The 24,370-nt window shown below is 69.9% G+C and carries 27 protein-coding genes; 15 read left to right on the forward strand and 12 right to left on the reverse strand.

The genetic code is table 11. The features are described from left to right. Positions 1–8: 8 nt before the first annotated feature. Together AC6CID_RS00440 and AC6CID_RS00445 are read left to right on the forward strand one after the other, a co-directional pair. Positions 9–1,502, forward strand: a complete 1,494-nt coding sequence (locus AC6CID_RS00440; protein WP_006550196.1) for an LCP family protein — start codon at positions 9–11, stop codon at positions 1,500–1,502. A gap of 51 nt (positions 1,503–1,553) precedes the next feature. Continuing rightward, positions 1,554–2,264, forward strand: a complete 711-nt coding sequence (locus tag AC6CID_RS00445; RefSeq protein WP_498353450.1) for a TIGR03089 family protein — start codon at positions 1,554–1,556, stop codon at positions 2,262–2,264. On the opposite strand, the gene AC6CID_RS00450 is transcribed toward AC6CID_RS00445, so the two are convergent. The 7 genes from AC6CID_RS00450 to AC6CID_RS00480 all read right to left on the reverse strand — a co-directional run bounded on the left by AC6CID_RS00450 (position 2,242) and on the right by AC6CID_RS00480 (position 9,877). Next, positions 2,242–2,655, reverse strand: a complete 414-nt coding sequence (locus AC6CID_RS00450; RefSeq protein WP_228044581.1) for a hypothetical protein — start codon at positions 2,653–2,655, stop codon at positions 2,242–2,244. The genes AC6CID_RS00445 and AC6CID_RS00450 overlap by 23 nt on opposite strands. A gap of 169 nt (positions 2,656–2,824) precedes the next feature. Beyond that, positions 2,825–5,269 (reverse strand): FtsX-like permease family protein, encoded by a 2,445-nt coding sequence (locus tag AC6CID_RS00455; protein WP_498353451.1) that lies wholly within the window; start codon positions 5,267–5,269, stop codon positions 2,825–2,827. Next, the gene (locus tag AC6CID_RS00460) at positions 5,266–6,051 is read right to left on the reverse strand and encodes an ABC transporter ATP-binding protein (protein WP_019288512.1); all 786 of its coding nucleotides are present in this window, start codon (positions 6,049–6,051) and stop codon (positions 5,266–5,268) included. The genes AC6CID_RS00455 and AC6CID_RS00460 overlap by 4 nt, the downstream gene beginning before the upstream one ends. A gap of 112 nt (positions 6,052–6,163) precedes the next feature. Beyond that, entirely contained in the window at positions 6,164–6,892 is a 729-nt protein-coding gene (locus AC6CID_RS00465) for a response regulator transcription factor (RefSeq protein WP_006550191.1), read from the reverse strand. After that, the gene (locus tag AC6CID_RS00470) at positions 6,880–8,085 is read right to left on the reverse strand and encodes a sensor histidine kinase (protein WP_039584819.1); all 1,206 of its coding nucleotides are present in this window, start codon (positions 8,083–8,085) and stop codon (positions 6,880–6,882) included. The genes AC6CID_RS00465 and AC6CID_RS00470 overlap by 13 nt, the downstream gene beginning before the upstream one ends. Before the next feature lie 12 nt (positions 8,086–8,097). After that, entirely contained in the window at positions 8,098–8,610 is a 513-nt protein-coding gene (purE, locus tag AC6CID_RS00475; protein ID WP_006550189.1) for a 5-(carboxyamino)imidazole ribonucleotide mutase, read from the reverse strand. Continuing rightward, complete coding sequence (locus AC6CID_RS00480; protein WP_033097087.1) at positions 8,603–9,877, reverse strand: 5-(carboxyamino)imidazole ribonucleotide synthase; 1,275 nt, start codon at positions 9,875–9,877, stop codon at positions 8,603–8,605. Before AC6CID_RS00480 ends, purE begins: the two co-directional genes overlap by 8 nt. 156 nt (positions 9,878–10,033) lie before the next feature. Between AC6CID_RS00480 and AC6CID_RS00485 the strand changes: the two genes are divergently transcribed. Continuing rightward, positions 10,034–10,567 (forward strand): GtrA family protein, encoded by a 534-nt coding sequence (locus AC6CID_RS00485; RefSeq protein ID WP_024101520.1) that lies wholly within the window; start codon positions 10,034–10,036, stop codon positions 10,565–10,567. Between the two features lie 12 nt (positions 10,568–10,579). On the opposite strand, the gene AC6CID_RS00490 is transcribed toward AC6CID_RS00485, so the two are convergent. From AC6CID_RS00490 to AC6CID_RS00505, 4 genes are all read right to left on the reverse strand, one after another. Then, on the reverse strand, positions 10,580–11,887 hold the full coding sequence (locus AC6CID_RS00490) for a sensor histidine kinase (protein WP_006550186.1): 1,308 nt from the start codon (positions 11,885–11,887) through the stop codon (positions 10,580–10,582). Positions 11,888–11,897: 10 nt separating this feature from the next. Next, positions 11,898–12,581: a response regulator transcription factor gene (locus tag AC6CID_RS00495; RefSeq protein ID WP_024101522.1), complete on the reverse strand. Its 684-nt coding sequence runs from the start codon at positions 12,579–12,581 to the stop codon at positions 11,898–11,900. 117 nt (positions 12,582–12,698) lie between these two features. Continuing rightward, complete coding sequence (locus AC6CID_RS00500; RefSeq protein ID WP_217579626.1) at positions 12,699–13,268, reverse strand: PH domain-containing protein; 570 nt, start codon at positions 13,266–13,268, stop codon at positions 12,699–12,701. Positions 13,269–13,323: 55 nt separating this feature from the next. Beyond that, positions 13,324–14,169 (reverse strand): biotin--[acetyl-CoA-carboxylase] ligase, encoded by an 846-nt coding sequence (locus tag AC6CID_RS00505; protein WP_072740420.1) that lies wholly within the window; start codon positions 14,167–14,169, stop codon positions 13,324–13,326. Between the two features lie 116 nt (positions 14,170–14,285). On the opposite strand from AC6CID_RS00505, the gene AC6CID_RS00510 reads away from it, so the two are divergent. The 3 genes from AC6CID_RS00510 to AC6CID_RS00520 all read left to right on the forward strand — a co-directional run bounded on the left by AC6CID_RS00510 (position 14,286) and on the right by AC6CID_RS00520 (position 17,073). Continuing rightward, the gene (locus AC6CID_RS00510) at positions 14,286–15,926 is read left to right on the forward strand and encodes an acyl-CoA carboxylase subunit beta (RefSeq protein WP_019288520.1); all 1,641 of its coding nucleotides are present in this window, start codon (positions 14,286–14,288) and stop codon (positions 15,924–15,926) included. A 156-nt stretch (positions 15,927–16,082) separates the two neighbouring features. After that, on the forward strand, positions 16,083–16,409 hold the full coding sequence (locus tag AC6CID_RS00515; RefSeq protein WP_217579624.1) for an acyl-CoA carboxylase subunit epsilon: 327 nt from the start codon (positions 16,083–16,085) through the stop codon (positions 16,407–16,409). Position 16,410: 1 nt separating this feature from the next. Then, a complete protein-coding gene (locus tag AC6CID_RS00520) occupies positions 16,411–17,073 on the forward strand; it encodes a Maf family protein (RefSeq protein WP_006550180.1) in 663 nt (220 codons plus the stop codon). A 13-nt stretch (positions 17,074–17,086) separates the two neighbouring features. Here the strand turns inward: AC6CID_RS00520 and AC6CID_RS00525 are convergent, their stop codons facing one another. After that, positions 17,087–17,503: a group III truncated hemoglobin gene (locus AC6CID_RS00525; RefSeq protein ID WP_217579623.1), complete on the reverse strand. Its 417-nt coding sequence runs from the start codon at positions 17,501–17,503 to the stop codon at positions 17,087–17,089. Positions 17,504–17,565: 62 nt separating this feature from the next. On the opposite strand from AC6CID_RS00525, the gene AC6CID_RS00530 reads away from it, so the two are divergent. From AC6CID_RS00530 to AC6CID_RS00570, 9 genes are all read left to right on the forward strand, one after another. Continuing rightward, on the forward strand, positions 17,566–18,459 hold the full coding sequence (locus tag AC6CID_RS00530; protein ID WP_024101525.1) for a sulfurtransferase: 894 nt from the start codon (positions 17,566–17,568) through the stop codon (positions 18,457–18,459). Further along, entirely contained in the window at positions 18,456–18,869 is a 414-nt protein-coding gene (locus AC6CID_RS00535) for a SufE family protein (protein ID WP_006550177.1), read from the forward strand. Before AC6CID_RS00530 ends, AC6CID_RS00535 begins: the two co-directional genes overlap by 4 nt. Positions 18,870–18,876: 7 nt before the next feature. Next, a complete protein-coding gene (locus AC6CID_RS00540; RefSeq protein WP_019288523.1) occupies positions 18,877–20,337 on the forward strand; it encodes a condensation domain-containing protein in 1,461 nt (486 codons plus the stop codon). A gap of 120 nt (positions 20,338–20,457) precedes the next feature. Next, positions 20,458–22,248 (forward strand): acetyl/propionyl/methylcrotonyl-CoA carboxylase subunit alpha, encoded by a 1,791-nt coding sequence (locus tag AC6CID_RS00545; RefSeq protein ID WP_006550175.1) that lies wholly within the window; start codon positions 20,458–20,460, stop codon positions 22,246–22,248. A 128-nt stretch (positions 22,249–22,376) separates the two neighbouring features. Then, positions 22,377–22,754, forward strand: a complete 378-nt coding sequence (locus AC6CID_RS00550; protein WP_006550174.1) for a DUF1707 SHOCT-like domain-containing protein — start codon at positions 22,377–22,379, stop codon at positions 22,752–22,754. Positions 22,755–22,873: 119 nt separating this feature from the next. Further along, entirely contained in the window at positions 22,874–23,302 is a 429-nt protein-coding gene (locus AC6CID_RS00555; protein WP_094981040.1) for a DUF1707 SHOCT-like domain-containing protein, read from the forward strand. A 12-nt stretch (positions 23,303–23,314) separates the two neighbouring features. Next, positions 23,315–23,677 carry a VanZ family protein gene (locus AC6CID_RS00560; RefSeq protein WP_094980226.1) on the forward strand — a complete coding sequence of 121 codons (363 nt, stop codon included), beginning with the start codon at positions 23,315–23,317 and terminating at the stop codon, positions 23,675–23,677. Positions 23,678–23,774: 97 nt separating this feature from the next. Beyond that, entirely contained in the window at positions 23,775–24,092 is a 318-nt protein-coding gene (locus tag AC6CID_RS00565; protein ID WP_121208962.1) for an SAV_915 family protein, read from the forward strand. Beyond that, positions 24,089–24,370 carry a hypothetical protein gene (locus AC6CID_RS00570; RefSeq protein WP_064060878.1) on the forward strand — a complete coding sequence of 94 codons (282 nt, stop codon included), beginning with the start codon at positions 24,089–24,091 and terminating at the stop codon, positions 24,368–24,370. Before AC6CID_RS00565 ends, AC6CID_RS00570 begins: the two co-directional genes overlap by 4 nt.

Below are 24,370 nucleotides of genomic sequence, written 5' to 3' on the forward strand. Positions count from 1 at the left end.
AGGCACGGGTGTACAGCGGAAGGCCGTGGCAGATCGCCGTCGCGATCGCGGCGTGCCTCGTGCTGGTCGTCACCGGTGCGGCGTGGCGCAGCGTCGACGCGCTGCAGTCGTCGCTGGCCTCGGTCCGCGGCCTGGCCCTCGGCGACGGCGAGGACGGCGCCGTCGACATCCTGCTGGTGGGCACGGACAGCCGCACCGACGCGCACGGCAATCCTCTCTCCCAGCGCGAGCTCGACGCGTTGCGCGCCGGCGAAGAAGTAGCGAACAACACCGACACGATCATCCTGATCCGCGTGCCGAACGACGGCCGGTCGGCCACTGCGATGTCGATCCCCCGCGACACCTACGTCGAGGTGCCCGAGATCGGGATGTCGAAGATCAACGCGGCCTACGGCGCCACGAAGGCGAACCGGCGCGCCGAGCTCGTCGAAGCGGACGCCGACGCGACCGAGGCCGAACTCGAGAAGGAATCGACCCAGGCAGGCCGGGAGGCGCTCATCGAGTCGGTCGCCGACCTGACGGGTGTGACGGTCGACCACTACGCCGAGGTCGGACTCCTCGGCTTCGTGCTGCTCACCGACGCCGTCGGCGGTGTCGAGGTGTGCCTGAACGCACCGGTCGACGAGCCGCTGTCGGGTGCCCGTTTCGATGCCGGTGAGCAGACCCTGCAGGGTTCGGACGCACTGAGCTTCGTCCGCCAGCGTCACGACCTGCCGCGCGGCGATCTCGACCGGATCGTGCGGCAGCAGGTGTTCATGGCGTCGCTGGCACAGAAGGTGCTCAGCGCCAAGACGTTGTCCAACCCGTCGAAGGTGAGTCAGCTGACCGCCGCAGTGCAGCGCTCGGTGGTGCTCGACTCCGATTGGGACATCATGGCGCTCGCGACGCAGTTGCAGGGCCTCGCCGGTGGCGACGTGACCTTCTCGACGATCCCGGTGCAGGACATCAACGCGATGACCGACTACGGCGAGTCGGTCGTGCAGGTCGATCCGGACGAGGTGCGCTCCTTCGTCGCCGAGTTGATCGGCCGCGAACCGGACGGCAGCGAGACCACCTCGACCCCGGTGCCCGCTCCCGACATCGACGCGTCGACCGTTACGGTCGACGTCGCGAACGCCGGATCCGTGTCCGGCCTGGCCTCCCAGGTCTCCACGGCTCTGTCCGAGGAGGGCTACGTCGAGGGCGAGGTGGGCAACTACACCGGTTCCGGTGTGGGCACGTCGACGGTCTTCGGTGCCGATGAGGACTCCGACGAGACCCGCGCGGTGGCCGCGGCGCTCGGTGGTCTCGCCACCGAGTCCGATCCCTCGCTCCCGGCCGGCACCGTGCGGGTCGTGCTCGCCGGCGACTACACCGGCCCCGGCTCGTCGTCGTACTCCGGTTCGTCCACCGCCGCATCCGCCTCCGACATCGGCGTGAGCCCGGCCGGTGGCACCGCCACCCCGGCTCCCGCCGCACCGCCCATCGATGCGGGCTCCGACGGCCCGCGCTGCGTGAACTGACACCTGTGTGAACCGACAGTCGCGCGAACAGAATCCGAGAAGAAGGACATCGTGACCACCCTGACCGACGCACTGCTCGACCCGATCCTCGCCGAAGATCCGGCGGGTCCGCGGATCACCTGGTACGACGACGCGACCGGCGCGCGGATCGAACTGTCGGCGCTCACCCTCGCCAACTGGGCTGCCAAGACGGCCAATATGATTCGCGACCAGTTCGGAGTCCTTCCGGGAGGTCGGGTGGCGGTGCTGCTTCCCGCCCACTGGCAGAGCGCCGCGGTCCTGCTGGGCGTGTGGTGGGCAGGGGCCGAGGTCGTCCTCGACGCCGACCCGGATGCCGATCTCGCTCTCGTCACCCCCGACCGGTTGGACGAAGTCGACACGGTTGCCGAGGTCGCGGCGTTGTCGCTCGACGCCTTCGGTGCCCCCGTGCGCGACCTGCCGCCAGGGATCACGGACTATGCGACGGACGTGCGGATGCACGGCGACCAGTTCCGACCCTCCGGTGCGGGCGACGCCGTGCTCGCCGGACGTTCGCAGTCGGACGTGCTCGCTGCCGCCACGGAGTCGGCGTCGGCGGCGGGTATCGGCAGCGGCGACCGCGTGTTGTCGTCCCGGTCCTGGTCGCAGCCCGACGCTCTCGTCGCCGGACTGCTCGCGGTGCTCGCGGCCCGGGCGTCGCTTGTACAGGTGAGCAATCCCGACCCGGAGGCCACCGAACGCCGCGTCGCGAGCGAGAAGATCACGGTTCGTCTGGACGGGTGATCCCGCGCTCCGCGCGGTAGCCGCCATCGGCGAGTCCCGCCTCGATCTCGAACCTGTTGCGAGAGCCCGGGTTGCGGAGTTCCTCCCACAGATAACGCACCGCGAAGCCGATGCCGTAACGGGCCCACTGGTCCGCGTGCACGGATTCGTGGCGCAGCAGCGCCCGCGTCGGTGGCCTACGGGTGAGGAAGACACCGCCGACGGTGGTGCCGCCGCGCGCGAAGCCACCGCGCATACCGCTGCAGACGAACAAGCCGAACTCGTCGTCGAAGGACACCGAGCCGCCCCAGGCCCTGCCCCACACCGTCGCGAGCGCGGTGACGAACCGCACCGACGGGACCCCGCGCGACACCCGTATCGCCCTGGCACGCTTCCGGTCCCGTCCCGACACGGCTCGAGCCTACGCCGACTCGATCGGTCCGATCCTCTGCCGACTTCGTCGGCCTAGTTCTCGGCCGGTCGTCTCGAACCGCCGATTCGACGACGAACGCCCCCGAGCCGCGGAAGGACTCGGGCGCGTTCCGGTCGACCGGGAGCACCGTCGGGCGGAGGACCGACCGTCACCCCGCCATCGCCGCGACCGGCGACACCCGGCTCGCGCGCTGGGCGGGGACGAGCGAGGCGACGACGCCCGCCACACCGCCCACCAGGACGATCGCCGCGAGCTGCCACCACGGCACCGAACCTGGTGCGATGTGGCCCGGGCCGATTACCGAGGCCGTGCCGGCCGCCCCGAGCAGCAGGCCGAGCACCACGCCGAGCAGCGACGCCACGCCGGCTATGATCGACGCCTCCCGCACGAGCAGACTCCGCACACCGGCCCGCGAGAGACCCACCGAGCGCAGCATCGCGGTCTCCCGTCGCCGCTCGAGCACGGACAACGCCATCGTGTTGCCCACGCCGATCAGGGCGATCACCACGGCCACGGACAGCAGCCCGCCGACGATCAGCAGCATCGTGTCGAGGATCTTCTCGAGCATCTGCCGCATCTGCACCGCACCGACCACCTCGCTGCCCGGAACCTCGGCCGCGGCGACCCGAGACAGGTCGTCGGAAACGGCGACGAGGTCCTCGTCCGACATTCCTCGATCGAGTTTCAGCCACACGGTGTCCGCCGTGACGGGGCCGGCGACGGCGGTCAGGTCGCTCCACTCGATCATGTCGGGCATCCCCGGCTCGGTCGTGGCGACGGTCAGCTCGCGGGTGCCCGCCGGGCCGCCGACGGTGATGACGGCTCCGTCGTCCACGCCCACCGACCTCGCCAGAGAGCGTTCGAGCACGATCGTCCCGGCCTCGGGCAGGCGCACGTCGGTCCGGACGGTCGAGGCCATCGCCGCGGGATCGACGCCGAGGACCGACGCCTCCGTGCCGCCGATCGTGAGGTCGACCGCCGCGAGTTCGGCGCCGCTGCTCACCCGGTCGACCGCCGTCAGCCGCGCGGTCACCTCCGGTGCGAGCCCGTCGCGTTCGGGCGCGGTCACGGCCATGTCGACGGGGAACTGCTCGTCGATCACGTCCGGCGCCCCGGCCTCGAGCGTGCCGATCCCCACGACGAGGGTCGAGGTCAACGTCACGCCGATGAACAGCGCGGTGGCCGTCGACGCGGTGCGGCGCGGATTGCGCCGGGCGTTGCCGGCGGCGAGCACCGCGAGCGGGCCACCGGCACGGGCGAGCACGTCCCCCACCGCACCGACCGCGGCGGGCACGAGACGGCGGGAGGCGAGCACCACACCGACGAACAGCAGCAGTCCACCCGGGCACGCGACGAGCACGTTCGCCATGACGACCCCGAGACCGAGCAGGGCCGTGCCCCCGACGATCGCCAGCGCGGCACAGATGCGGCGCACCCACGAATCGCGCACCGGTTCGGGGCGGGTCTCGAGGGGCTGCAGGGCCGCGAGCGCCCGCACGCGGGTCGCCGCCCGCGCGGCACCGTTCGCGGCGACCACCGTCATGCCCGTTCCCACGATCAGACCCGCGATCACCGTGGTGGCCGTCACCGAGACCGACGTGAGCGGGATCGGGGCGTCCACGGCCCGCGCCGCGGACACCACGGCCGCGGCGAGTCCGGACCCGCCGAGCACACCGAGGACGGCCGCGACGAGGCCGACGACGAACGCCTCGCCGCGGACACTGCGGCGGACCTGGGTGGACGTCACGCCCACGCAGCGCATCAGGGCCAGTTCGCGGGTGCGCGCGGCGAGCAGGACGGAGAAGGTGTTGGCGATGACCAGGCCGGCCACGACCACCGAGATCGCCGCGAAGCACAACAGGACGTTGCGCAGCAGGGCGACGTCCCCGACGTAGTCGTCGGCGACCGCCGTGGCGCGATCGGCACCCGGCACGACGTCGACGCCCGGCACCGGCGCGAGTGCCGCTCGCACGGCGTCGGCGTCACCGACTGCACGGACCTCCCAGTCCGTCGTGTCCCCGGACCACGACCGCACCTGCGCGGCGTCGCCGAAGACCGATCCCGGGCTCAGGGCGAGCGGTGATCCGTCGAGATCGACGACACCGACGACCTCCACGGTGGTCGGGGGGACGGAACCCGTCGGGCCGGCGACGGTGATCTCGTCACCGATCGCCCGGCCGGACGACGAGCCGACGGCGACCTCACCCGGGTTCGACGGCCAGCGTCCGTCCCCGAGCTGCTGCCACCGCAGGGCGCCCTCGGGTGCGATGCTCGTCGCGGTGCCGTTCGAGGACGACCCGTCGGCTCCGATCAGCCGGACGGGACCGCTGACGTCGAGCGCCGCCGCCTCGACGCCCGGTGTCGTAGCGACCAGCGTGAGCACCTCGTCGGGTGCGACGGTGGAGTCGGCGGGAAGAGCGACTGCCGCGACCCCCTCATACCGGGCCGCCGTGGATTTCGAGACCGACGCACTCACCGTGTCGCCGAGCACGAGGGTGGTGACGACGAACGCGACCGCGACGAAGACCGCCAGCACGGACGCGACGTACCGCCCCCGATGGGCGCGGGCCTGGGCCAGGACGAGATGCCTCATCGGACCGGCACCACCGTTCGGGAGGTGCGCAGGTCGCGCATCGCATCGATCACCGAATCCGCTGTGGGTTGCGCGATCTCACCGGCGAGCCGGCCGTCGGCGAGCAGCACCACCCGATCGGAGTAGGAGGCCGCGACCGGATCGTGCGTCACCATCACCACGGTCTGACCGGTCTCCCGCACGCTCGACCGGAGCATCGAGAGCACCTCCCCGCCGGACTGCGAGTCGAGGTTTCCGGTGGGTTCGTCGGCGAAGATCACGTCGGGCTGCGGCAGGAGCGCCCGCGCGACGGCGACGCGTTGCTGCTGACCGCCGGACATCTCGTGGGGAAGGTGGTCGAGCCGGTCGGTCAGACCGAGCCGGCCGGTCACCTCGTCGAACCACTCGGGCGTCGGGCGCGAGCCGGCCAGCCGCATCGGCAGCAGGATGTTGTCGCGGGCGGTGAGCACGGGCAGCAGATTGAACGCTTGGAAGACGAATCCGATGCGGTCGCGGCGCAGTTCGGTGAGCACCGCATCGGGGGCGGTGCTGATCTCGACGTCCGCGCGGCGGCCGTCGCCGTGGAGGATCACGCGCCCGGAATCGACACCGTCGAGACCGGCGAGGGTGTGCATGAGTGTCGACTTGCCGGATCCGGACGGTCCCATGATCGCGGTGAAGCGTCCCCGCGCGAAGGCGACGGACACCCCGTCGAGGGCACGCACCTCGGCGTCGCCGCGCCCGTAGACGCGGGCGACCCCCTGAGCCGAACATGCCGGTACGAAAGAGCTGATCGAAGTCATGCTTCGACGCTAGAAACGATGCGGCGCACGCACATCGACCCGCGAGTCGATCTTCGCCGCCCCGGTGTCCTACCCCGGGAGGACCGGTCGTCTCCGGGATGGCACCACGGTCCTACTCCCCCGAGCCGAGCAGATCGTCGGGATGCACGAGACCGGCGCGGAAGGCGAACAGCACCGCCTGCACGCGGTCGCGCGATCCCGTCTTCGCCAGCACCCGGCCCACGTGGGTCTTGACGGTCGTCTCGGAGAGCACGAACCGCTCGGCGATCTCCCCGTTGGTCAGGCCGTGTGCCATCGCGACGAGCACCTCGAGTTCGCGTGGAGTCAGATCCTCGGGCACCGCGACCGGCACCGCGCGCCGCTCCGCACCGTCGAGCAACGGCGAGACATGGTGCAGCAGTGAGCGGGTGGCGCGCGGGGCCATCACGGCGTCACCGCGGTGCACCGTCCGTACCGCGGCCAGCAGGTCCTCGGGCGGCGCGTCCTTGAGCAGGAAGCCGCTCGCACCGGCGGCGATCGCCTGGACGATGTAGTCGTCGTTGTCGAAGGTTGTGAGCACCACGACCTTCGGCGCGTCGGCCGAGCGCAGCAACGACCGCGTCGCCGAGATCCCGTCGACCCGCGGCATCTGCACGTCCATCAGCACGACGTCGGCGCGGACCCGTTCGAGTTCGGCGACGGCGGCCTCGCCGTCGGACGCCTCGACGACGACCTCGATGTCCGGCTGCGATTCGAGCACCATGCGGAAACCGGCGCGCACGAGTTGCTGGTCGTCGACGAGCCCGATACGGATGGTCGTGTCGGATCGGGTGTCGCGGGCGGGTTCGGTCACGGACGCCACCCTAGGGGGGAGACCGCCGGTGCGGGCAGTTCGGCACGGACCCGGTAGCCGCCACCGTCCCTCGGACCGGCCGCCGCGCGACCGCCGTGCAGCCGGGCCCGCTCCTCGATACCGGTCAGCCCCTGCCCACCCGGGCGGGCCTCGACGAGCGCCGCCGCTCCCCTGCCGTCGTCGACGATCTCGACGACGAGCGTGTCGGGCCGCCAGTCGAGACGGACGTGGGTGCGGGCGCGGGGACCCGCGTGCTTGAGGACATTGGTGAGCGATTCCTGCACGATCCGGTAAACCGACAGCCCCAGTCCCTCGGGCACCTCGCGGCTCTGCCCGTCGACCGAGAACTCGACCTCGAGCCCGCTCGTGCGCATCTGCTCGACGAGCGCCGGCACGTCGCCGACGCCTGGTGTGGTGGTGAACTCGCGCGGCGTGTCCTCACGGAGCACCGACAGCAACCCGCGCATGTCGGTCAACGCGCGACGCCCGGTCTCGGCGATGGTGGTCAACGCCCCTGCGGCCGCCTCCGGGTTCGTCGCGGCGGCGTAGCGACCACCGTCGGCCTGCGCGATGATCGCCGTGAGCGAGTGCGCGACGATGTCGTGCATCTCCCGGGCGATGCGGGTGCGCTCCTGGGTGGCGGCCAGTTCGGCCTCCTTGAGGCGTTCGAGTTCGAGCAACCGGTTGCGCTCGGTGAGCGAATCCATCTCGCGCAAACGCAACCCGCGGACCCGGCCGAACGCCCACACACCAGCGAGGAAGACCGCGACGAAGGTGGCCGTCACGAACGCTTCGAGCGCGGTGCGGCCGTCGTAGCCGAAATAGAGCACTCCGGCGAGTGCGCCCCCAACCACCGCGACGGGCAGCGCGGTGTTGGCGGCCCACCGCGGAGCGTAGGCGGCGAGCGCGTACACCGCGATCGGCACCGCGATCGCCGCGATCGGCAGGACCTCCGGCAGGACGAGCAGGTGCGCGTAGGCGGCGAGCGCGACGAGCGAACCCGCCACCACCGGGCGGGTCCTGCGCCAGGCCAGCGGCAGCGTGAGCGCGAGGGTGACGAACAGACCCGCCACCGATCGCGCGTCCGCCACGTGCAGGGCGACCCCGAACAGGGCGAGCACCGCGGCCAACGCCCCGTCGATCACTCCGGTGTGCCCGCGGGCCCACCGGTTCCAGCGTTCGAGCAGCGGGGTCGTCTGCACGGCGACGCTCCGTCAGCCGAGCAGCTTCTGCCGCAGCGCCTCGTCCTTCTCGAGCACCATCTGCTCGAGACCCGCCTGGAACTTCTCCATCTGCTCGCGCAGCGCCGGATCGGAGGCACCGAGGATGCGCGCGGCGAGCAGACCCGCGTTGCGGGCGCCGCCGATCGAGACGGTGGCGACGGGGACACCGGCGGGCATCTGCACGATCGACAGGAGCGAGTCCATACCGTCGAGGTACTTCAGCGGCACCGGAACGCCGATCACCGGCAGCGGGGTCGCCGAGGCGACCATGCCGGGTAGGTGGGCGGCGCCGCCGGCGCCCGCGATGATGACCTTGATCCCGCGGCCGGCGGCGTCCTTGGCGTAGTCGAGCATCCGCTGCGGCGTGCGGTGCGCCGAGACGACACCCACCTCGAAGCGGATCCCGAACTCGACCAGCGCCTCGGCCGCGGCCTGCATGGTCGGCCAGTCCGAGTCGCTGCCCATGATCAGGCCGACCTGTGCACACTGTGCCACGTCACTCACCGATTTCTCCCGTGTGTTCGTTCCAACCGTCGGTCCACACCGCGTGCGAGAGCCAGTGCGCCGCGCGTTCCGCGCGTTCGCGCACGGCGGCGACGTACTCGGGATCGTCGATCGACCCGGACGGCGCGCCGAGCACGTTGACGTGGCCGATCTTGCGGTCCTTGCGCTCACCCTTGCCGTAGAGGTGCACGTGCACGTCGGGCATCCGGGCGAACAGGTGGTGCAGTCGCTCGTCCATGCTCATCGCCGGCGCCTCGGGCGCGCCGAGCACGTTCGCCATCACTGTCACCGGCGCGATCGGGCTCGTGTCGCCGAGCGGGTAGTCGAGCACGGCGCGCAGGTGCTGTTCGAACTGGCCGGTGCGGGCACCGTCCATGCCCCAGTGACCGGAGTTGTGCGGACGCATCGCCAGTTCGTTGACGATCAGCTCACCGGAGCGCGTCTCGAACAGCTCGACCGCCATGACACCGACGACGCCGAGCTCACCGGCGATGCGCAGCGCGAGCTGCTCGGCGGCGGTGGCGACGTCCTCGGGCAGGTTCGGGGCGGGTGCGATGACGACGGCGCACTGGCCGTCGCGCTGGACGGTCTCGACGACCGGCCACGACGCGCCCTGGCCGAACGGGGACCGCGCGACCATCGCCGACAGCTCGCGCGTCCACTCGACCTTCTCCTCGGCGAGGAGCGGGACACCGGCAGCGAGCTGGTCGGCGACGACCCGCTCGAGTTCGGCGTGGTCGTCGAGAATCCACACGCCACGGCCGTCGTAGCCACCGCGTGCGGCCTTGAGCACGTACGGATCGCCGAGCGCGTCGAGGGCGGCGCGGGCATCCTCGACGGAGGTGATCTCCGCGAACTTCGGCATCGGTGCGCCGAGCTCACCGAGCCGCTTGCGCATCGCGATCTTGTCCTGGGCGTAGATCAGGGCCTGCGGGGGCGGCAGCACCGCGACGCCTTCGCGCTGCAGGACCTCGAGATGTTCGGTCGGGACACCCTCGTGATCGAAGGTCAGCGCGTGCGCGCCGGTCGCGGCGCGGCGGAGGGCGTCGAGGTCGTCATGGCTGCCGAGCACCACATTCGGGCTGACCTGCGCGGCGGGTTCGTCGGCGCTCCCGGCGAGGACGCGGAGCGTCTGGCCGAGCGCGATCGCCGCCTGATGGGTCATCCGCGCGAGCTGTCCACCACCGATCATCGTGACGACCGGCATGCCCGTCGTCAGGGTGCGGGGCGTATCGGATCTGGGGGACGATTCAGGTCTGCCTGTCACGGCTGTCCATGGTGTCACAGCATGTCGTGACGTCGTTCCGCTGCTCCCCCGCCGAGCGTCGAGGGACCTCCCACCGGCCCGCCCAGCGGTGTGGGAATGCCGACATGTGCGGTCGGGTTTCGGAAATCCACCTCTTCGTTTCGTACACTTCTCCAAGTGACAATCGTCGATGAAGCGTTGAGCAGAGTTCCCCAGCCTTTCCGGGGGCTGTTGCTCCGGCATCGCGAATTGATCAAATTCGCCATCGTCGGCGGCACCACCTTCGTGATCGACTCGGCGATCTTCTACACGCTCAAGCTCACAGTTCTGTCCGAGAAGCCGGTGACCGCCAAGATCATCGCCGGTGTCGTCGCGGTGATCTGCTCGTACATCCTCAACCGCGAATGGTCCTTCCGTAATCGCGGCGGTCGCGAGCGCGCCCACGAGGCGTTCCTGTTCTTCTTCGTCAGCGGTATCGGCGTCGTGCTCTCTTTCATCCCGCTATGGATCTCGAGTTACGTCTTCGACCTGCGCGTACCCGAGGTGAGCCTCGCGACGGAGAACATCGCCGACTTCGTCAGCGCGTACATCATCGGCAACCTGCTGCAGATGATCTTCCGCTTCTACTGCTTCAAGAAGTTCGTCTTTCCGGAGGAGATGGTCCCGGACGCTCCCCTGGGCGAGCCCAGCGAGCAGCTCGACCGCTCCTGACGGGAAGAAGGTCTAGCGGGGTTCGCGCGTGCCGGTCGGCGTACAGGTGTCCCGATCGCGGGGCGCGCCGAGGAACAGCGCAAACAGTGCCGGCCGGCGTCGCTGCAGTTCGAGGCGACCGCCGTCGGCCTCCGCGAGGGCACGTGCGAGCGCCAGTCCCACCCCGGTCGACCCGCCCCCGGAGAAGCCGCGGTCGAAGACGTACGGCGCGACCTCGTCGCTGACACCCTCTCCCTCGTCGGCCACCTCGACACACACCGTGACGTCGCCGCGGGTCGCGACCTGTCGCACCGAGACCGTGCACGTGCCTCCTCCGTGCACGAGCGCGTTGTCGACCAGCACCGCCACCGCCTCACGCAACCGCGAACCGGTCACCGCCGCCCGCAACGACGGATCGCCGCGCAACACCAGCTCCCGTCCCGCCTCCTCGTAGGGACCGCGCCAGTCGGCGACGACACCGGTGAGTTCGCCGACCACCGAGACGTCGGTGCGCTGGTCGGCACTGCTGTCGCGGGACTGGCGCACGAGACCGTCGATCGCGGTGGTCAGCCGGTCCACCTGTGCCATGGCCGCCTCGGCCTCCTCCACCACGGCAGGATCCTCGTGGGTGGACAACTCGTCGAGCCGCAGCCGGATCGCGGTCATCCGGGAGCGGAGCTGATGCGAGACGTCGCCGACGAGCGCGTGCTCGCGCTGCAGGCGGTGCGAAATCTCGACGGCGGCCGAATCCAGCACGTCGGAGACGCGATCGAGTTCGGGGATACCGTGCCGCCGGGCCACCGGGCGGAAGTCGCCCTCGGCGAGACGGGCCGCGCGGTTCGCCACGTCGCGCAGCGGGTCGGCGAGTCTTCGGGCGGTCGCCACCGCGACCAGCGCCCCCGCCGCGACGGACAGCAGCACCAGCAGGCTCACCGCGGCGAGCACCTGCTGCTGCAGAGTTCGCATGCTCTCCGAGGGCACCTCGATGAGCAGCGAGCCGGACGTCCCCATCGACAACGACTCGACGATCGACGCCCCGAGCACCGGCGTGCCGATGTCCAGCCGCGCCGCGACGTTCTCGGGTGTCGGGTAGACCACGACAGCCCGCCCGTCGGTGGGGACGAGCAGACGCAGGGAACTCGTGTCGAGACCACCGACGACGAATCCGTCGGTGCCCTCCTGGGCGATGATCTCGTCGGCCATGCGTTCGAGCCGGTTCTGCAGGTCGCGGCGGGCGGTGTCCTCGACGAACAGGAACGCCGTGTAGGCCAGCGGAATGCCGAGCAACAGCGCGACGAGCAGCACGGTCGCCAGGACGGCGTTGAGGATGCGGCTGCGCACGCCGGAGACGCTAGTCGGTGTTCAGCCGGAAACCGACACCGCGCACCGTGGCGATGCGACGTTCCCCGGCCGGCCCCTCGTCGCCGATCTTGCGGCGCAACCACGACATGTGCATGTCGAGCGTCTTCGAACCGCGCAGGTCGGCGTCGCCCCACACCTCCTCGAGGATCGCGTCGCGGGAGACGACCTGCCCCGCGTGTTCGAGCAGCACACGCAGGAGCTCGTACTCCTTGTTGGCGAGCGTCACCTCGGAGCCGTCCACGAGGACACGGCGCGCGGCACGTTCGAGCCGGATCCCGGCGACGTCCACGATGTCGTCGTTCTCCGGGCCGCCGCGCCGGCGCAACAGCGCGCGCACACGCGCCATGAGCTCAGCGAGACGGAACGGTTTGCCGACGTAGTCGTCGGCGCCGGCATCGAGACCGACGACGAAGTCGACCTCGTCGGTGCGGGCGGTGAGCATGAGCACGGCCAGATCGGAGCGGCTCGCCCGGATCTGGCGACACACTTCGAGTCCGTCCATCCCAGGTAGACCGAGGTCGAGGATGAGCAGTTCGAACCTGCCCGACAGTGCCTGTTCGAGCGCGGCCGGACCGTTGTCCTCGACGGTCACGTCGTACCCTTCGCGTCCCAGTGCGCGGGACAGCGGTGCAGCGATTGCGTCGTCGTCTTCGGCGAGTAGAACGGCAGTCACCACGCCAGCGTACGGATCGCGGTTCGCTTTGTCGGGATTACCGGCGGGTCGTGTCGGCGCACCTGCGACTCGCCTCGGCGCACCTGCGACTCGCGTCGGCGCACCTGCGACTCGCGGTCACCACCCCTTGCGGTGCTCATGCCCGTGCTCGTCGCGCCGGTAGCGGGTGGTGTGATGGTCACCGGGGCGCTGGTTCTGCGCGTCGAAGGCCTGCCGGTAGAGCAGGGCGTGCACCTGCTGGACGTCAGGGATGTCGTCGAACTCGATGGGATCGTCGGCGGCGGACACCACGACGAGCGTGCCGGTCCGGAGCATCCGGTCGACGAGGCCGTGCCGGAACTGGACGTTGCTGATCCGGCCCATCGGGATGTCGATACCCGTGTGGGTGAGCACACCGGTGCGGACGAGGACGCGCCGGTCGGTGACGATGAAGTGCGTGGTGAGCCACCCGACGAAGGGAGGGACGCACCGCCAGCCGACGAGGCCGATCCACGCCGCGGCCACGGCGAGGCCACACCAGGTCGCGGCGGCACCGTCGAGCCGCGCCTGGACGAGTCCCACCAGGAAACCGGCGACCATCGTCGACACGAGGAAGGTGGCCGTCGGCAGTACGAGAGACTTCCAGTGCGGATGCCGGTGCAGCAGCAACTCTTCCTCGGGTGCGAGGGCGTCCTCCGGGTATCCCATACCGCCCACGATGGCATATGTCGGTCTTGTACCGATGCGAGCAGTCGCAGGGTGCTCAGACCGGTCGCAGATGTGTGATGTCGCCCGCAGCGACCGCCACGGACTCTTCCCCGCCGTCGGGGCGGATCACGATCCGTCCCTGGTCGTCGACGTCGGTCGCGACGCCGTGCAGATCGGTGTCGCCGGGCAGGATCGCACGGACGCGCTGCCCGACCGTGCCGCATCGTTCGCGGTAGGCCGCGGCGAGTTCGGTGGTGTCCCATCCCGCCCGGGCCCACGCCCGGATCCGCTCGCCGAAGCCGGCGAGCAGCGCCTGCGCGAGCGGCGTGCGATCGAGTTCGGTGGCGTCCTCGAGCAGCAGCGAGGTGGCGGTGGGGACGGGCAGTTCGTCGCGTCCGAGGGTGGCGTTGATGCCGATGCCAGCGACGACCGTGGGCACCGGCGAGGTGGCCGCGACCTCCACGAGGATCCCGGCGAGCTTGCGTCCGTCGACGAGGACGTCGTTGGGCCACTTCAGTTGTGCCGCAACGCCGGTCACGGATCGCACAGCGTCGACGGCGGCGATGCCGCACAACAGCGGGAGCCAACCGAGGTTCTGCAGGGGGCACTCGGGCAGCCGCAGCAGGACCGACACGATGACCTGCGCGCCGGGCACACCGTTCCAGGTGCGGGAGTGGCGACCGCGGCCGCCGTGCTGGAACTCGGCGAGCAGCACGCGACGGTCGTCGCCGGTCGCGGCGACGGCGAGCAGATCCGCGTTCGTCGAGGCCGTGTCGGCGACGACGTCGAGACGTGTGTAGAAACCTTCGCGCTCGACGCCGACGAGGGCATCGCGCAACGCCGCCTCGTCGAGCGGTGTGCGGAGGGCGAGGAGATCGGTCGTGGGCCGGTCGGATGCCATGTAGACAGCCTAAAGTGGGCCTTCGCCACCTACCCGCCGGTAGGTCCGGAGCGGTGGTCCGGCCTTCGGGACCTCGATGCAGCGGCCTTGTATGACGATCGCTAAGCTGACTGGCCATGACCACTGTCCAGGAGCCGTCCGCGCCCGAGGCGGCGAGTACGCCCGATATCCACACCACCGCCGGCAAGCTGGCCGACCTGCGCAACCGTCAAGCACAGGCCAAGGTCCCGGTCGGTGAGGCCGCAGTCGAGAAGGTTCACGCCAAGGGCAAGCTGACCGCTCGCGAGCGCATCCAGGCGCTGCTCGACGAAGGATCGTTCGTCGAACTCGACGCCCTCGCTCGCCACCGCAGCACCAACTTCGGCCTGGCCGACAACCGTCCGCTCGGCGACGGCGTCGTCACCGGCTACGGCACGATCGACGGCCGCGACGTCTGCGTCTTCTCGCAGGACGCCACCGTCTTCGGCGGCAGCCTCGGCGAGGTCTACGGCGAGAAGATCGTCAAGGTCATGGACCTGGCCCTCAAGACCGGCCGTCCGCTGATCGGCATCAACGAAGGCGCCGGCGCGCGCATCCAGGAAGGTGTCGTCTCCCTCGGTCTCTACGGTGAGATCTTCCACCGCAACGTGCAGGCCTCCGGTGTCATCCCGCAGATCTCGCTGATCATGGGCCCCGCGGCCGGTGGTCACGTCTACTCCCCCGCACTCACCGACTTCGTCGTGATGGTCGACCAGACCAGCCAGATGTTCGTCACCGGCCCGGACGTCATCAAGACCGTCACCGGCGAGGACGTCACGATGGAGGACCTCGGCGGCGCCCACACCCACATGGTCAAGTCGGGTGTCGCGCACTACGTCGCCGACGGCGAGCAGGACGCCCTGGACTACGTCAAGGACCTGCTGTCCTACCTGCCGAGCAACAACCAGGCCGCTGCACCGCGCCTCGCGCCGAGCGACCCGATCGAGGGTGCGATCGAGGACTCCCTCACCGCCGAGGACATCGAGCTCGACACGCTCATCCCGGATTCACCGAACCAGCCGTACGACATGCACGAGGTCATTCGTCGCCTGCTCGACGACGACGAGTTCCTCGAGGTCCAGGCCGAGCGCGCGAAGAACATCATCGTCGGCTTCGGGCGCGTCGACGGCCGCAGCGTCGGCATCGTCGCCAACCAGCCCACGCAGTTCGCCGGCTGCCTCGACATCGACGCGTCCGAGAAGGCCGCGCGCTTCGTCCGCACCTGCGACGCGTTCAACGTGCCGATCATCACGCTCGTCGACGTTCCCGGCTTCCTGCCCGGCACCGAGCAGGAGTACAACGGCATCATCCGCCGCGGCGCCAAGCTGCTCTACGCCTACGGCGAGGCGACCGTCGGCAAGATCACGGTCATCACCCGCAAGGCCTACGGCGGCGCGTACGACGTCATGGGTTCCAAGCACATGGGTGCCGACGTCAACCTCGCATGGCCCACCGCGCAGATCGCCGTCATGGGTGCCTCCGGCGCCGTCGGCTTCGTCTACCGCAAGCGCCTGCTCGAGGCCGCCAAGAACGGTCAGGACGTCGACGCGCTGCGCCTCGAGCTGCAGAACGAGTACGAGGACACCCTGGTGAACCCGTACGTCGCCGCCGAGCGCGGTTACGTCGATGCGGTGATCCCGCCGTCGCACACGCGCGGACAGATCGTCTCCGCGCTGCGCCTGCTCGAGCGGAAGATGGTTTCGCTCCCGCCGAAGAAGCATGGAAACATTCCGCTGTGACGCTCGGCGGCAGGACCGGGCGCAGCTCGGTCCTGCCGCGACCGTACGGCGTAGCACGTCGCCGACGACGTGCGATGAACCCGAGAGAGGGATCGACATGACAGCGACCCGGTGGGCATCCGATGCCTGTGTGGACGCGTACCCGGGGGGTGCCCTGTGACAGCGACGGCAGAGGACAAGATCATCACCGAGTTCGAAGTCGAAGAGCAGCCGCCCGCGGTCGAGGCCACGGCCGCCGACGACGCGACCGAAGCCGCCCAGGAGAGCACCGCGGTCGCCGAAACCGCGGCTGCCATCCGCATCGTCAAGGGCAACCCCTCCGACGAGGAGATCGCGGCTCTCGTCGCCGTGCTCGCCGCTGCCGCTGCGTCGGCGGGCGACGAGGTGGTCGACACCCGGCCGCCCGAGACCTGGGGCGATCCGACGCGGACGCACCGGCAGTGGGCGCCGTTCTCGCCGTATTCGTACCCGAACCGCGGCTGACATGCCCCGGCTCGTTCTGGCCTCGGCTTCACCCGCCCGCCTCGCGGTTCTCCACGCGGCGGGCGTGAAGCCGTTGGTGCAGGTGTCGGAGGTCGACGAGGACGCGCTCATCGCGTCCCTCGGCCCCGGCACGCCGCCGGCGCAGGTGGTCACCGAGCTTGCCCGCGCCAAGGCCACCGACATCCTGCCCGTCCTGCGCGAGCAGAAGCTGCGCGACGCCGTCGTCATCGGCTGCGACTCGATGCTGCTGATCGACGGCGCTCTGCAGGGCAAGCCCGGCACCGTCGAGGCGGCCCGCGAGCGCTGGCGGGCGATGGCAGGCCGCAGCGGCGAGCTGCTCACCGGTCATGCCGTGCTCCGTCTCCGCGACGACGAGGTCGTCGCGGAGGCCGCCGACCACAGCGGCACCGTGGTGCACTTCGGCATCCCCACGGACGAGGAACTCGAGGCCTATCTCGACAGCGGTGAGCCGCTCGAGGTGGCCGGGGCCTTCACGCTCGACGGTCACGGGGGCTGGTTCGTCGAGGGCATCGAAGGCGATCCGTCGTCGGTGATCGGCATCGGGCTCCCGCTGGTGCGGCGCCTCCTCGCCGAGGTCGGCATCTCCGTCGCCCGGTTGTGGGCCGAGAACGCCGCGATCCCCGTCGAGGCGCTCGAGAACTGAGCCGTACCCGGCACTATCGGGCCGTGCCGCCGTACAAGGTCTTCTGCAACGAGCTCACCATCGCCTCGGCCTTGGTCTTCGCACGTTCGGCATCCACACCGTGGAACATCTCGTCCACGGTCCCGCACCACAACTGCAACCACCGCTCGAACCGGGCGGGGGTCAGTCCGTGGTGTCCGTGCAGCGCCCGGTGCACCGGCACGAACGCTCCGCGATAGCGGGTGGTGCGGAAGAGGATCTGCTCCCAGAAGTCGCCGACCACTACCAGATGGTCGTCGAGTCCGATCACGGCGAGGACGTCGAAGGCCGGCGCGAGCACGGGATCGTCGAGGGCCCGTTCGTAGAACCGCCGGACCAGCAGGTCGATGTGCTCCCGCGATGCGAGCTCGATTGGGGCCGGCCGGTCGCCGTGGGTGTCACTGCGGGTCACGTCCCGTCACGGTACCGCCTAGAATCGACGGCGCACCTGCCACCACAGCCTCAGGAGCCCATGTGCCCGTCGCACCCGATAGCAACCCTTCGTTCGCGGTATACGCCGATCCCAACCGTCTCGTGTCGACGGAGTGGTTGTCCGCTCATCTCGGTCATCCCGAAGTGAAGGTCGTAGAGTCCGACGAGGACGTCCTGCTCTACGACGTGGGGCACATCCCCGGTGCGGTGAAGATCGACTGGCATCTCGATCTCAACGACCCCGTCACCCGCGACTACATCGACGGCGAGCAGTTCGCCGCGCTCATGGATCGCAAGGGCATCCGCCGCACCGACACCGTGATCATCTACGGCGACAAGTCCAACTGGTGGGCCGCCTACGCACTGTGGGTCTTCACCCTCTTCGGCCACGAGGACGTCCGCCTGCTCGACGGTGGACGCGACGCGTGGATCTCCGAGAACCGCGACACCACCCTCGACATCCCCGCCGCCACGACGAGCGGTTACCCGGTCGTCGAGCGCAACGACGCCCGGATCCGCGCATTCAAGGACGATGTCCTCGCGCACCTGGGCAAGGGCCCGCTGGTCGACGTGCGGTCGCCGCAGGAGTACACCGGCGAGCGCACCCACATGCCCGACTACCCGGAGGAAGGCGCCCTGCGCGGTGGCCACATCCCCACCGCGGTGTCGATCCCGTGGGCGAAGGCAGCGGCGCCCGACGGCCGGTTCCGTGCGCGGCCCGAACTCGAGGAGATCTACGGCGACATCGACCAGGACGCCGACGTGATCGCCTACTGCCGGATCGGCGAGCGCTCGAGCCACACCTGGTTCGTCCTCACCTACCTGCTCGGATACTCGAACGTGCGCAACTACGACGGTTCGTGGACCGAGTGGGGCAACGCCGTCCGCGTGCCCATCGCCAAGGGCGACGAGCCCGGAGAAGCGCCGGCCGCATGAGCATTCCCGCCCCCCTCGCCGAGATCGTCGACGACTTCGCTGCCGTCGAAGGTCAGGACAAGCTGCAGTTGCTTCTCGAATTCAGCCGCGAGCTCCCGCCGCTTCCCGCCGAACTCGAGGAAGCGGCGATGGAGCCGGTGCCCGAGTGCCAGTCGCCGCTGTTCCTGTCCGTCGACGCATCCGACCGGTCGCAGGTGAAGCTCCACTTCAGCGCACCCGCCGAAGCCCCGACCACCCGCGGATTCGCATCGATCCTGCAGCAGGGACTCGACGGTCTCAGCGCACAGGAGATCCTCGACGTGCCCGACGACTTCTATGCCTCGCTCGGTCTCGCCGAGGCGGTCAGCCCGCTGCGGCTGCGAGGGATGAGCGCGATGCTCACGCGCATCAAGCGGCATCTCCGAACCTGACGCGGTCATGGAGTTCACCGAGCTCGCCGACTACCGGATCCCCCCGGGCGTTCTCACCGAATGGCTGCCGTGTGCGGCCGAGGACGACTGGCGCGAGGACCCTCGTCCCGCCTCGTACATCCACGAGGCGCATCTCAGGCGCACCTCGGGGGTCCGGTACGGCGGGGGCCGCGACTCCTGGCTCGGCACGGCCTTCGAGGTCCCCGGGCCCCTCGACACCGAGCGGTTCCGGCGGGCCCTGCAGCGCTGGATCGATCGGCACGAACCGCTGCGCAGCCACGCGCACCTCGACGAGGAGCAGAGCGGCGGCGGTCTGGTGCGGCGCACCGCTCCCCCCGGCCGGGTGTCGGTGCGACCCATCCGGCACGATCCCGCCGATCCCGACACCATCCACGAGCACCTGCTCGGTCTGTTCGACGACTACACGACCCCGCACTTGTGGCCGTCCTACGTCTTCGCGACGCTCGAGCGGACACCGGACGGGGATCCCGACAGCGCAGAAAGCGCGAAGGACACCGACGAGCGGTTCACAGTCTTCTTCGGCGCCGACCACTCCATCATCGACGGGTACTCGGTGGTGCTCGTGGCGCACGAGATCTCGGCGCTCTACGAGGAGGAGCGCACCGGTCGCGCCGCCGACCTGTTCCCGGTGGGCAGCTACATCGACTTCGGCGCCGCCGAACGCGACGAGTCCGCGCATCTCGACGACGACGACGAGGCCGTGCAGATCTGGCGGCGGACCCTCACCGAATGCGGCGGCGAACCGCCCGCCTTCCCCCTCCCGATCGGGGCGCGACCCGCGCACGCCACACCCCAGCAACGACTGTCGGAACGCTGGTTCGACGACGACGAGGCGAGCGCCTTCTCCGCATGCTGCCGACGCGCCGGGACGGGATTCTTCGCCGGCGTGCTGGCGTGCTTCGGCCGGGCGACGGCCGAACTCACCGGTGCGGATCGGTTCCGGACCGTCGCGCCCGCGCACACCCGCGCCGGGCCGATCTGGGCGGGTTCGCTCGGATGGTTCGTCGGCCTGCGTCCGATCGATCTGAAACTCACGGACACAACGGATTTCGAGACCCTGGCGATGCGGGCCGGCGACGAACTGCACCGCACCCGCGCGAGCGCACGAGTGCCGTTCGCGCGGGTGGGCGAACTCCTCGGCGTGCCCATCCGTCCACGTTTCGTCGTCTCGTACATGGACGTGCGGTTCGTACCGATGGCCGCCCAGTGGCCCGAATGGAACGCTCAGGCGCTGCGCAGCCGCAGCTTCACCCACGACGTCTACGTCTGGATCAACCGCACGCCCGAGGGTGTGAACATGTCGGCGCGATTTCCAGACAATACGGTCGCGGATAAGAACGTCCCGAGCCTTCTGACGCGCACCCGCGAACTGATGCACGAGGTCGCGGTGGGTGGACCGTGGATCGCACGGCCGGAAACGGCGGCAGTCCCACCTACCGGTGAGTAGCATTGTGCGCTCGAACGGCCGCCGTAATGTATACGGGCATCCGGTTACATCGTCGATCCGAATGGCGCTTAGACTGCCCGTCGACGGAAATAACCTAACGATCGATCAACAGGAGGCTCCGTGCCCAGTCATGCCAGCGCGCAGATCACGAAGGTGCTCGTCGCGAACCGCGGCGAAATCGCTGTGCGGGTCATCCGAGCCGCCAAGGACGCAGGCTACGGCAGTGTCGCCGTCTACGCCGAACCGGACGCAGACGCACAGTTCGTGAAGCTCGCCGACGAGGCGTTCGCACTGGGCGGCAACACCTCGGCCGAGTCCTACCTGGTGTTCGACAAGATCCTCGACGCCGCGGCCAAGTCCGGCGCCGACGCCATCCACCCCGGCTACGGCTTCCTCTCCGAGAACGCCGACTTCGCCCAGGCCGTGATCGACGCCGGCCTCATCTGGATCGGCCCCTCGCCGCAGTCCATCCGCGACCTCGGCGACAAGGTCACCGCCCGCCACATCGCCGAGCGCGCCAAGGCTCCGATGGCGGCCGGCACCAAGGACCCGGTCAAGAACGCCGACGAGGTCGTCGAGTTCGCCGAGAAGTACGGCGTGCCGGTCGCGATCAAGGCCGCTTTCGGCGGTGGTGGACGCGGAATGAAGGTCGCGCAGACCATCGAGGAGATCCCCGAGCTGTTCGAGTCGGCTACCCGTGAGGCCGTCGCCGCCTTCGGTCGCGGCGAGTGCTTCGTCGAGCAGTACCTCGACAAGGCCCGCCACGTCGAGGCCCAGGTCATCGCCGACCAGCACGGCAACGTCATCGTCGCCGGCACCCGCGACTGCTCGCTGCAGCGCCGCTTCCAGAAGCTCGTCGAGGAGGCCCCCGCGCCGTTCCTGACCGACGAGCAGCGCAAGCGCATCCACGACTCCGCCAAGGCCATCTGCCGCGAGGCCGGTTACTACGGCGCCGGCACGGTCGAGTACCTCGTGCAGGGCGACACCGTCTCCTTCCTCGAGGTCAACACCCGCCTGCAGGTCGAGCACCCGGTCACCGAGGAGACCGCCGGCATCGACCTCGTGCGTCAGCAGTTCCGCATCGCCAACGGCGAGAAGCTCGAGCTCACCGAGGACCCGACCCCGCGCGGCCACAGCTTCGAGTTCCGCATCAACGGTGAGGACGCCGGTCGCGGCTTCCTCCCCGCTCCCGGCCCGATCACCGTCTACAAGGAGCCCACGGGCCCCGGCGTGCGTGTCGACTCGGGTGTCGTCGCCGGCGACGTCATCGGCGGCCAGTTCGACTCGATGCTCGCCAAGCTGATCGTCACCGGTGAGACCCGCGAGCAGGCGCTGCAGCGTGCTGCCCGCGCGCTGGCCGAGTTCGAGGTCGAGGGCCTGGCCACGGTCATCCCGTTCCACCGCCACATCGTCGAGAACCCGGCGTTCGTGGGCGACGGCGAGAAGTTCGACGTCTACACCAAGTGGATCGAGAACGAGTGGGACAACACCATCGAGCCGTACACCGGTGGTGCCCCGATCGAGGACGAGGACGAGGCCCTGCCGCGGCAGAACGTCGTCGTCGAGGTCGGCGGACGCCGCGTCGAGGTGTCGCTGCCCGGGCAGTTCTCGCTCGGCGGTAATGGCGGCGGCGCCGGCGTGATCCGCAAGAAGCCCAAGCCCCGCAAGCGCGGTGGCGGCGGCGCCGGCAAGGCGTCGGGCGACGCGGTGACCGCACCCATGCAGGGCACCGTCGTCAAGGTCGCGGTTGCCGAGGGCCAGGAGGTCGCCGAGGGCGAGCTCATCGCCGTGCTCGAGGCCATGAAGATGGAGAACCCGGTCAACGCCCACAAGGCGGGCGTCGTCACCGGCCTGGCGGTCGAGCCGGGCGCCGCGGTCACCCAGGGCACCGTGCTCACCGAGATCAAGTAGGACCCCGCCCGAGCAACGCTCGAGCAGTACGGCCGACGGTCCCCCGCATCGCTCACGATGCGGGGGACCTCGCCGTATCGGGCCCCCGTGACCGGCTCATGCGCGCGAAAAACCACTAGCCTGGAGTCATGGCCGACCGCCCCGACATCCGCATCGGCACCGCCGAGCGTGAAGAAGCCGTAGCGCTGCTCGGCGAGCACTTCGCCGCGGGCCGTCTCAGCCTGGCGGAATTCGACGAGCGGGTCGCACTCGCCACGCAGGCCACGGTGCGTGGCGACCTGATCCCCTTGTTCGCCGACCTGCCCTCGGCGCCGGCCGCGATGGCCACCACCGGGCCACGCGATCTGGCGGAACAGCTGCTCACGTTGGTTCCGTTCATCCTGGTCGCGCTGCTCGTGATCGTCGTCTTCCGGCACCCGATCGCGCTGCTCATCGCCTTCGGTGTGCTGTTCGTCGCGGGTCGCCGGGCCTACCGGCTCCTCGGCGAGGGCCGCGGGCCGTCCTGACCTCGCGGTACCCGGCCGCGTCCTTCTGCTGTTGCAGAGATCCTGTAGCGGATATCACAGCTCTTCGAGAGGTGCCCGTGGCTGTTGCCGGTCCGACGGCACAGGTTAGTGTGGCCGGCATGCCCGAACACCCCGACGTCCGGATCGGCAACGCAGAACGCAGTGAGGCTCTCGACCTGCTCGGCGAGCACTTCGCGCTCGGCCGGCTGACGCTGTCGGAGTTCGACGAACGCAGCGCGATGGCGTCGGCGGCCGGGACGCGCGGTGATCTCGACGTGCTGTTCACCGACCTGCCCGCCCACCTCACCGATAGCTCGGCCACGACCCGGGACGATCTTCCGGTGATCATCCCGAAGAAGGATCCCGAGCGGTGGCGCGAGGTCGTGATGGGCCTGACGCCGCTGGTCGCGCTCGTGCTGTTCTTCACCTTCGACACGTGGTTGTTCTTCCTGCTGATCCCCGCCGTGGGCATCGTCCTGTTCGCCGGTCGCGACCGGCACGGCCACAGCACCGACAGCGGCGCCAACGCCCGGCGGGACGAGAAGTAGAACGCCTGAACCGTGCCGTCCACGCTCCTCCGGCATCGTGCTCTGCCCCTGATCCTCGCGGTCGTCGTCATCACCGCGATGCTGCTCTCCCCCGGCAGCACGGTGCCGAGCGGCCCGCCGCACGCCGACAAGGTCACACACGCGCTGATGTTCCTTGCGCTCGCGCTCTGCTCCCGCTACGCACGGATCTCCCCCGTCGTCACGGTGGTGTGGCTGGGCCTTTACGGCGTGTTGACAGAGATCCTCCAGGCCACCGTCGCTGTCCGGCGTTCCGGCTCGTTCTGGGACTGGTGCGCCGATCTCGCCGGCGTTGCGATCGGCCTCGCCGTCGCGGCCCTCGTCGGCTCACGTTCTCGCGTACGGTCGAAACCGTAAGCATCAACCCGTGATTCGTCACAAAACCTGCCGCTGGTAGCCTCCTTCGCGCCGACAGTCCGACGGGGGATCGGACAGGCTGCTCACGGGGGAACGAATGTCGCAGGAACAGGTCGCGGACGCACTACCGACGGTGCTCCCGCCGTATCTCTATCTACCGTGCGCGGACGCGGTCCCGGATCCGGCCGATGCCACCGTCGACTATCGGTATCTCAGCGACGGCCGCATCGCGCTGCTCGCCTACACGGCGCTCGACCGTCTCCACTCCTGCTGCGGCGCCGGGCAACCGTGGCTGGTGCTGCCCACGCACGTGCTCCCGCGACTGCGGGAGGCACAGCCGTGGGATTCGCTGCTGCTCGACGTCCCGATACCCGAAGCGGAACGTCGACACCCGGCCTACGGAGACGCGAGATGAGCCTGTACGTCGATCCCGACGAACTCGATCGGGCCGCGGGCATCTACACGGGTGCGGCCACCGACACCGCGGATCTCGCCGATACCTGCCCCACGAGCGTGGACGCGGGTCTTGCGACCGGCCCACTCACCGGCATGCTGGCGCAGATCGTCACCGACCTCGCCGGCACGGTCGAGGTGCTCGGCGGAACGGGTGGCCTGCTGACGACCACAGCGCAGACGTACCGGGAAGCCGACGACGAGGCCGCCGCCGCGCTCGTCCGGACCTGGTCGGAGTGA

It is taken from the genome of Rhodococcus sp. GQ147 (genome assembly GCF_059759155.1).